The 8,350-nt window shown below is 57.5% G+C and carries 9 protein-coding genes; 3 read left to right on the top strand and 6 right to left on the bottom strand.

Annotation, left to right across the window (positions count from 1 at the left end; genetic code table 11):
• Positions 1-652 precede the first annotated feature (652 nt).
• Positions 653-889, bottom strand: a complete 237-nt coding sequence (locus IVA82_RS14675; RefSeq protein WP_247385115.1) for a PilZ domain-containing protein — start codon at positions 887-889, stop codon at positions 653-655.
• A gap of 818 nt (positions 890-1,707) precedes the next feature.
• A complete protein-coding gene (locus IVA82_RS14680) occupies positions 1,708-2,508 on the bottom strand; it encodes a hypothetical protein (RefSeq protein ID WP_247385116.1) in 801 nt (266 codons plus the stop codon).
• Between the two features lie 1,375 nt (positions 2,509-3,883).
• On the opposite strand from IVA82_RS14680, the gene IVA82_RS14690 reads away from it, so the two are divergent.
• Entirely contained in the window at positions 3,884-4,048 is a 165-nt protein-coding gene (locus tag IVA82_RS14690; protein ID WP_247385117.1) for a DUF2934 domain-containing protein, read from the top strand.
• A gap of 207 nt (positions 4,049-4,255) precedes the next feature.
• Here the strand turns inward: IVA82_RS14690 and IVA82_RS14695 are convergent, their stop codons facing one another.
• Both IVA82_RS14695 and IVA82_RS14700 read right to left on the bottom strand, forming a co-directional pair.
• Positions 4,256-4,504 (bottom strand): hypothetical protein, encoded by a 249-nt coding sequence (locus tag IVA82_RS14695; protein ID WP_247385119.1) that lies wholly within the window; start codon positions 4,502-4,504, stop codon positions 4,256-4,258.
• A gap of 202 nt (positions 4,505-4,706) precedes the next feature.
• Complete coding sequence (locus IVA82_RS14700) at positions 4,707-5,435, bottom strand: Crp/Fnr family transcriptional regulator (protein WP_247385120.1); 729 nt, start codon at positions 5,433-5,435, stop codon at positions 4,707-4,709.
• A 1,108-nt stretch (positions 5,436-6,543) separates the two neighbouring features.
• Between IVA82_RS14700 and IVA82_RS14705 the strand changes: the two genes are divergently transcribed.
• A complete protein-coding gene (locus IVA82_RS14705; RefSeq protein WP_247493354.1) occupies positions 6,544-6,708 on the top strand; it encodes a hypothetical protein in 165 nt (54 codons plus the stop codon).
• Between the two features lie 160 nt (positions 6,709-6,868).
• Positions 6,869-7,042, top strand: coding sequence for a hypothetical protein (locus IVA82_RS14710; protein WP_247385122.1), 174 nt, complete (start codon positions 6,869-6,871; stop codon positions 7,040-7,042).
• 131 nt (positions 7,043-7,173) lie between these two features.
• Here IVA82_RS14710 and IVA82_RS14715 read toward each other — a convergent pair whose 3' ends face one another.
• Both IVA82_RS14715 and IVA82_RS14720 read right to left on the bottom strand, forming a co-directional pair.
• Complete coding sequence (locus tag IVA82_RS14715; protein WP_247385124.1) at positions 7,174-7,392, bottom strand: hypothetical protein; 219 nt, start codon at positions 7,390-7,392, stop codon at positions 7,174-7,176.
• A 540-nt stretch (positions 7,393-7,932) separates the two neighbouring features.
• On the bottom strand, positions 7,933-8,350 hold a 418-nt coding region (locus IVA82_RS14720; protein ID WP_247493355.1), incomplete at its 5' end, for a hypothetical protein.

An 8,350-nucleotide genomic window follows, 5' to 3' on the forward strand; every position in this document is an offset into this window, starting at 1 on the left:
GGCCGCTACGAGCCGCCTCCGGCGGTGGCCTGCGGCCAGCCTTGACCGCGGCTGCGTCTGGCGCAGCGGTCAACCATCGGAACGAAAACGCCATCGCGAGTGCATCGCACTCCACACCAACAACCATGAGCAAAGCATGCCCTGATCAATCATTCCCCTTGACAACCACATCCCCATACAAGCCCGGATGGAGCGAAAGCGTAATCCGGGACCGCTCGGTCCCGGTACACCCTCGCCCATTTCCGCCGTGGCCCGGTGGAACCCTGCCGGCGTTCATGATCCCAACGCCGATGCCGGTTTGCCGCTTGCGGGAATCAATCCGCTCGGTGCAATTTTGTACAGTTCCCAGAACTAGATAGCTACTTTCGGAGCCCTGCTCTATTGCGAGTAGGAATACCTTGAGGGGAATAGGGGCGTGGCATCTCCGGAATATTACTTGCGACAGGCCGAGATCGCGTCGCGGATGCGAATCCCGAGAAGGCGCGCGCCCTGCACGTTCTGGCCCCCTGACTATTTCGATAGAGCTGAAAAGGCACAGGCAGAAATAGCGATGCTTGCCTACCAACTCACCCCGCCGATCACAAATCAGGAACTAGAGAAGTAACGGCCGTCTCACAGTTGGCCGGCCGGAGCGAAAGAACGAGAGCGAAAATCAGGAAAACGCAACCCCGATCCGTCGCTCCGAGCGCCACACCGCGCGGCAGGGAAACTGGAACTGCGCACTCGGAATGATCAGTGTGAACTCGTGCGGAATGCCAGATGCGCTGGGCACGTCCAATTGGGCGCCGATATCGGACAGATTTCGGACGACGCAACTGAAGGCGCCTCCGGGAAACTCGATCATTGCAGCTTTGAATACGCGCTGACGGTGTGCGGCTCGCTTCTCCATAGGGCTCAAGTCTATGCGCCATTTCTGAGAGATCGATGAAAGCTGTCGCGGAAAGTCCAGTCAGAATCTGCGGACGAGGTAGAGATATTGTTTACCGTGAGGCCGCACCCACGTCCGGGTTCGGCTTGCCGGCGTTCACCGCCCGCAGGATCCGGGCGAGCATCGTCGGCCCACCGCGCTCAACGACCAGCAGCAGCGCCTCCATCGCCGCCAGCCATTCCTGCGCATCGTGCTCGGCCTTGGGCAGGCTGGCGATGTAGCGGCCAGCGTCGTGCCCGGCAGCGCGAACGGATTATCGAAGGAACGGCCCCAAGCTGGCACCGCTCACCGGCACCGTCGCAGTCGCTCCCCGTCGCGATGTCGTTTTAGGCTGCCTTGCAGCGATGGCCTCGGCGCGTCTCACGCGCTCACGTAGCTCCAGCAACTCACAATAGGCCGTCTTTAGAGGGTCCGGATCGGGCAGCGAAAGTCGCGTCCGATAATTCGAAGACCCGTAGGCTGAGTATCGGATCATTTGAAATGCCTGTGTTCAGGCAAGGATCGTCGATAATGTTCGACCGATGCCGTTTCGTCCCTGTAGTTTCGTGCTTATGAATTGGTCGCAGCATATCCGGGCTTTTTGACTTCGCGACAAACATCGCTCGTTAAACTTGATGCCCGCGCAAAAGGTTAAACCTGGAACAATTGGGCAAAAAATCACGTTCGGCGAAATGCGCGAGATAGGTCCTGCACGACCTGCTGGTTCTGTCGATGGGTACGCCAACGATCAAAAGGAAGATCGGAGCCGCGCCATCTTCCAAAAGGTTGTCCGGCTTAATCTAAATTCCATCCAGCTCGGGATTCGCTTCCAAAGTGGCGTCGCTTTCGATGGCAAATCCGAGAAAGAAAAGACCTTGTCGCAACCTTGCGAAGCAACCGAACAGACCTTCTTGCGTATTTCTCGCAAAGCGATACTCGAAGACTTCGGCAGCGTTCCACTGCCCCTGAATCAGTGCGTTGTAGCCGTCGAACAGATTCAGCAGGCGGAAAAAATCTTCCTTCGTTTTCCAAATTGCTTGCACGCGGCCTGCAGCGTTTAACGGCCTTTTGAAGTGTTCGAAATACAGCGCCAGCGTGAGCTTGTGCGCAAAGACGTTCAAATGTCGGATAGTCGTTGGACCGATAGTTGTGAGGCGCGCTCCGAACGGAACTTTGACGCCGTGGCTTTCTAAATGTCGTCGCGCCTTTCGTTGCTGCGCTGGCGAATCTGCGGATAACCATTCGCGAACGAGCTCGGGCGCTTGCCGCTTTACCTGAGCCGACAGCTTCGAATGATCGATTTGCGATTGGTCGTTGGCGTAAAAATCCCAACGGCTAACCATCGCCGCGACGAGATCGGACGTGCTAGTGCCTCGATTGCATTCGGAGCAAGCTGGCATCACCAGCCTGTCAGGCCGGTGCGAGTTGTCAAAAAGAGCTTTAGGCGGCATATGCTCGCGTGTAGTCGTCGCCCTGATGCCAGCGCAAAAGGCGCACGCGGGAAACTTTTCCATGAGTTTCGCGGTAGCACTCTGCTTTACCTTTGCTTCGCCCATATCAGGTGGCTTCACCTTTCTCGAACCGGCGAACGATGTCTTCATAGATCTGTCGCCCAAATCCCTGAAAGTCGAAGAGCACGAACATGGGCGCACAGACGCGCTGAACTTCATCGACCAGCGCCCAATCCTCGCGTTGCTACCCTGCATTGTGTCAGCGTAGTGAACTCCTTGATTCGCAGGATGCACAACCCATGAATGATAACACCGAAGATTTTAGCTGGCGGGACACCGATTCCGTTGTTGTGCGTCAGCAGGATGCCATGGCCGTTTACAGCAACCCAGATGGCGACCTCGTAATCAGGCGTCGCCGAGCATGCATTCTGGCAAGGCCATTTTGCTGGCCTTCGGAGCGTTCTTCAGTCGGGTATTCCGACCGCGCGGAATCGCCAAGCTGGTCACGGCTCCGGCACGCAAGCGAGACCTGAGCCTCCCGATGAGTTGGTCGCTTATGTCCTTCACATGACGGCTTCAACCATCTTATTGCTGGCTGAAGCGGAAAAACGCTTGTGAGCCAGGAGAGTCCTGCCGTAGGTGACAATCTATGTTTTAACATGTGCCACCGCTCCGGACCGGCGGCCCGCCGGTCACCAACATACGCAATACGTCATCGCCGCACTGGCGGCATGTGGCTCAAGCCAGGGAGCGGCCAGCAGCTCCGCCGCATTCGCGCCAGAGCCGAACCAGGAGACCAAGACGTTGGTCTGGAAATCCGCCCCGACAGGACTTCAGCCTGGATGGCGCGCAACTAACGTCGCCAGCCGTCTTTGAAATCCCTCGATCTCCCTAAATATACTATGTCGCTCTGATCCCTCGGGAAGTCGTTGCGCGGCTTCGGATAGGTTCGCCAGTATCCGCGCCATCTCTTGCAATTCGTGGGTCTCGGATCTTCCAACTGCGCGTCGACTCAACGTTGTGTCCTCACAGAACAATGGATCATCGTTGCAGTTGCCGCGCAAAGACTTCGCGGCAGATCAACGTAAAGTAGCAGAGCTTTTCAGCTTTTACTCATGTCGAATGTGAGGATCAGCCTGCGCTTTGCGGCATAGATTTACTGATGCTTGACGTGGCACGAAAGGAACCGCCCCTACCGTCTCATTTGGCCACACCTCTTCGCAACTGACCCGGCGCGCCATCTAAAGACCATGCCGGTGATCCTGACGACCAATGAAGAGAGCGCGATGTCTGGGTGCGCGCGCCATGGCGTAAGGCGAAGGCGTTACAGCGGCCGTTGCCGGATGTTGTGCTCAAGATCGTTATGCGCGGGGCGGAGACGGAAGATCGGCGGCGGCATAGATGAAAGCAAGGAACGAACTCTCCTATTCCCGAATTGGCTCTTCGGGCCACAATAAATTGGCACCGGTGCCGCCCTTATATGCCTCCTGCCAAAGGCGGGACCTGCACTCTGGGAGAATTCATCATGGCTCACCCAACAGAAGAGCAGATAAGGAAACGCGCGTTCGAACTGTGGGAGCAGGCGGGCAGACCCGAAGGACGCGAAGACGAGTTTTGGCAGCAAGCGCAGAGGGAATTGCAGGGTGCAGAGGAGCGTGGCGACCTAAGCAACAAGGGGGCCGACATTTAACTCCGCTAACTCCGGCCTCAGTGGCCTGACCCAAGCGGGCGACTGGCGGCGTCCGAGCTGATGCGGCCTTTAAGGCGACCGAAACCGATCTTCACCCAGCGCCAAGCAGACGGCTTGGAACGACCACCAATCGTCAGGGCTGACCGCAAGTCTTACCCTGCGCACGCGACAATGGACTTCCACAGGTTTGTGGACACGCGGGACGGATTACTCTTTCGACCGGTTTTGACGAGCACGAGCAAAAAAGTCTTGGGCTATCGCATCCAGGGCTGCGGAGATTTGTTCGCCGGGCTCCCGCGTGGTGACACCCTTTCGTTCGAGACTTTCGGCCTCGCGAATGTAATCCATGGATAATTCGCGCAAGCGCTGGACTTCGGTATCATCGGGCAGGGGTGCGATTTGAGCCAAAAGGTAACGTGCCCTCGCGCGTGCGCGCTCGCTTCGAGAACCATCCATGACAGCCTCCGAGGGACTTGCGGTTGTGGGTTTCTGATCAGTTCCCTTGGCCGAACAATAACGTTCGGAGCTGAAAGGGAAGGCCCTTGAGATCGGCTCGCTGGATCAGGTACGTAAACGCGCAAAATTATGTGGCGTTCCCTACATTGCGCCTTAATTTTGGCGCGCCCATCGGGGCTTGCCAATTGGCTCACCTCTTCACCTACGAAGGAATGTGAGTTATCGGCGGGCTGTGATCCCCACCGAGCAGGCTCTTGTACTGCGACTTCACGGTTTCGTAGCATTCGCAGGCCGCATCCCGTAGGCCCTCAAGGTCGGTGATCCGGATCTTGCCTCTGGTGTATTTGATTATTCCGGCCTGCTGAAGCGTATGTGCCACGACCGTCACGCTCGTTCGATTGACACCCAGCATCTCCGCTAAGAACTCTTGCGTGAATAAAAGCGTATCGCTCTGCGAAAGGTCCCTCGACCGGAGCAGCCAGCGGCAAAGGCGGGCCTCCACATGATGCGCCGCCATGCAGGCGGTGGATTGCTGCGCCTGAGCGTAAAGGGTCTGCTCGTGTCTGATCAGCAGTGAAAGAAGCGCCTGGCTCTGCATGGCCGCACCCTTGAGCCCCGCCAGGCCGCAAACCATTGCCTCGCCGCTCAGCTGGATCACCGCCCGGCTTAATGCCATCTTGCCATCAAGCGCGGCCGACGCGCCAATCACGCCGTCTCGGCCGACCATCGCGGCCTCCACGACCTGGCCACTCGACAGCGTGACCACGATGGAAATGACTGCGCTGGTCGGAAAATAGGTTGCGTCGATCGTGTCGCCCGCCTCGAATAACACCTGGTCCTGCTCGAAATGCGCGAGCTTCAGGTGGGGTTGAAGGGCAGCTAGATCGCCCGGAGACAGTGATGCGAGAAGGAGGTTGTCATTGTGCGGCATAGCGCGCTCCCATCCTTGTGGCGGGAGCGCAAAGAACTCTCAGTCAGCGGCGCCTGTCGTCTGCCGTTAATGGCCGGACAGTATGCTCAAGTGGAAATAAAGCGAGGCTATTCCATCTACGCACCTGTCATCGTGAAAACTCGGAACCACGTATAAAGGTTCTAGCTAGACCCCATAACGAGGACCAAAGTGCTGCCCTAAACGGCAAACCGGTCTGAGATTGGGACACGCGGAACTTAGGGGCCGAAGCGGCTTCTTGAACATTTATGAGGCACGGGCGCCCCGAAAGCTGATCGCTATGGATCGAACCGAGCGGTTTGCAGCGATGACTATTGTGGGCATCATCTGCCTATGCGCCGCGTTCACGATGTGGATGCTCGGTTGAACCGACACTCGCAGAGAGAGTAGGACACGTTCAAGAGAGGTGCCTCTTTTGAACAATCATTCCTTCTGAAACTCTGGCGTAGACTTGCCCGTGCTAACCGGGTTTGACCTGTCCCCCAGCCCCGGGCCCGGAGAGCAGGCGGCCCTGCCCCAAGTTCCAGTACGGGGCCGCTGCGGTTAGGGCGACGTGAGCTTCGGTGTTGACGCAGCATCGGCCTGCGCTCTGGCAATCCGATCGAGAGCGATCCATGACAATGGAGCTGCGGCTTCTATCCGGGATCGCGCCCCGGCGAATGCACGTCCGGCACCGCCACGACCTTCGCGAGCGCACGCGCTCGTTCTTGGTGGCATAGGCGACGTTCCTGTCCAAGCGAACCGAGGTTGATTTCGAGGAGGTGGCGCGAAGAGCGGGATTGGACGGCAAAGAAGTATGCTGCGTGGGTGCGCCGCGAGAAGATGCTATGCGCCCGGCGCGCGGGCCTCGCTCCTCTGAGCAGTGGCTCTGCTACATCATCATCAGGAAGATACCAACGATAGCACGACGAGACCCGTTGCCGCCGCGGCGGCGAAGGATTGCTCCACGCTATTCTGCCCACCGAGGCGTATCCCGATTGGGACAGCAGGTGGCCCGCGGTGACTACCACGAGGCGGACAACCCGTAAATTTCCCAAGTGTCGGCAACCAGGCTGACTGGTAGGCAGGGCGGCAGGTTGAGTGCCGTACCATGAAAACACAAAAGCCAAAGCAATGGGCCGACCGCGAGATCCAGCGATTGGTCAAGCTCGCTCGGCAGGGCGTTGGCACAACGAAGATAGCAGCGGAACTGGGCCGCCACGCCGGATCGGTGAGGCGAATGGCGCAAACGATGGGAATACTGGTCAAGAAGTAGCGCCAGACCACGCGCGCGGGCGGAAGAAGAAGACCCATCATCTATTTGTGCGCTGCGGCCCACGCACTGTCCGTAGTCCTACGGACGTTGCGCATCATCGATCTTGGGCGTCTACTTCAGATTGATTTTCTTGATGATCAATTTTTCTGACGGTAGTCCCATGAGCGTTAAAGCCATGATCGCGGCGATCCTCCAGAACGAACTGGCCTCGCGAGGCGTGCACTCACTAACACCATCGGACTGCGAGGAAATCGTGGAGCACTTGGTCGAAAAGCTCACTGAGCTTGAGCTTAGCTTGGCCGCGCGAGAAGTAGCCAACAACCAGGAACCGTAGTAGCGCGAAGCAGGATGAGAAATCGAGGCCCGCAGCGGGGTCTTTGCTGATCGCATCCCGCTGCCCGATGGCCGCAGTGTGATTACGCGGCACGACATCGCCAAGGCAGGCTCGGAGTGCCCGGGCCGCAGCTAATCGTCGTCCCGATCATGATGATGGTGTTCGTAGTGGTGCTCATGGTGATGGTGCTCTGCCCCACCTCCGTTCACACCTCTTGCGCCAGACGCAGCGATGGCGTTTGACGTGAGTGAGGTCGATAGGAGCAAGGTCATAGCGGGCGGCGTTACAGCGGCGAATTTGCCGCAGGTTTTCAAGAATTCACGCCGGTCATCATCTTCTGTCGCAGGCATAACATCCACCTCATGATCTTCTGGACTGGTATGATATTATTCAGGCGAAGGTTATTTTGGCGTATTTAAATGAATTAAAAACAGTTAATTCGGTTCAATCACAAAATGTAGCTGCGCCTGCACCTCCTCAGCGTTCCAAGCCAGGCCGTTTTTTAAGGGATGCTCCAGGACGCAGTTGAGGAGTGAGCAGCGCCCACGTGGACGGGGGTGGGAGTATCGTCCTAATCAAATGGACAGCTTCTTGATGTTGTTGTACTTTCTTTCTGGTTTCAGCTTCGGAACTGATGTTTTGGAGCAAACTCATGCCGGAGTATCGAGCCTACATTCTTGGATCGGACGGCCACATTCAGCTTCGCCTTGAACTCCATTGCGCCGACGAACCAACGGCGAGCGAACGAGCCAAGCAGCTCGTTAACGGCCAAGATGTCGAGCTTTGGGAAGGCGCGCGCAAAATCGCGACATATAGGCCAGAAGAGTAAGGCCGCCGACAGCCGCGCGCTGGACCAAGCCACATTTCGATGGCCAGGATGAGCTTCTTGCTCATAGGGGCATAAGCGCACACTGCGCGTCATTCGTGGTCGCCGTTCCTTCAGCGGCAATCGTCTCCCAGCGCGAGTCGTCATTCGCTTCTGTGCGTGCTTGAGGCTCTGTTCTTTCATTTGAACAAGCGGCGTTGCATTGTTGGAAATAGGACGACAGCTCAAGCTCAGCCAAGTGCTCCCAGTATTCTGCTTCCGCGAGGAGCTTCCATTTATTCATGCCGTTGTACGCGGCTTGTTGACGACACCGCGAACCCATCGCGCGTAGAGCTATCGCCCAAAGTTGGTGACGGCGGGAATCGGGAAGGCGGCATATCGTGGGGGTGCTTGACGCCTCCACTTCTCCACCGAAGGAGCGATATGCCGTGTCCAACGATAACGTCATCCAGCTGATACAGCCAAGAATCTTCGACGACCAA

The organism is Bradyrhizobium sp. 142, from assembly GCF_023074015.1.
In the GTDB taxonomy this organism is placed as follows: domain Bacteria; phylum Pseudomonadota; class Alphaproteobacteria; order Rhizobiales; family Xanthobacteraceae; genus Bradyrhizobium.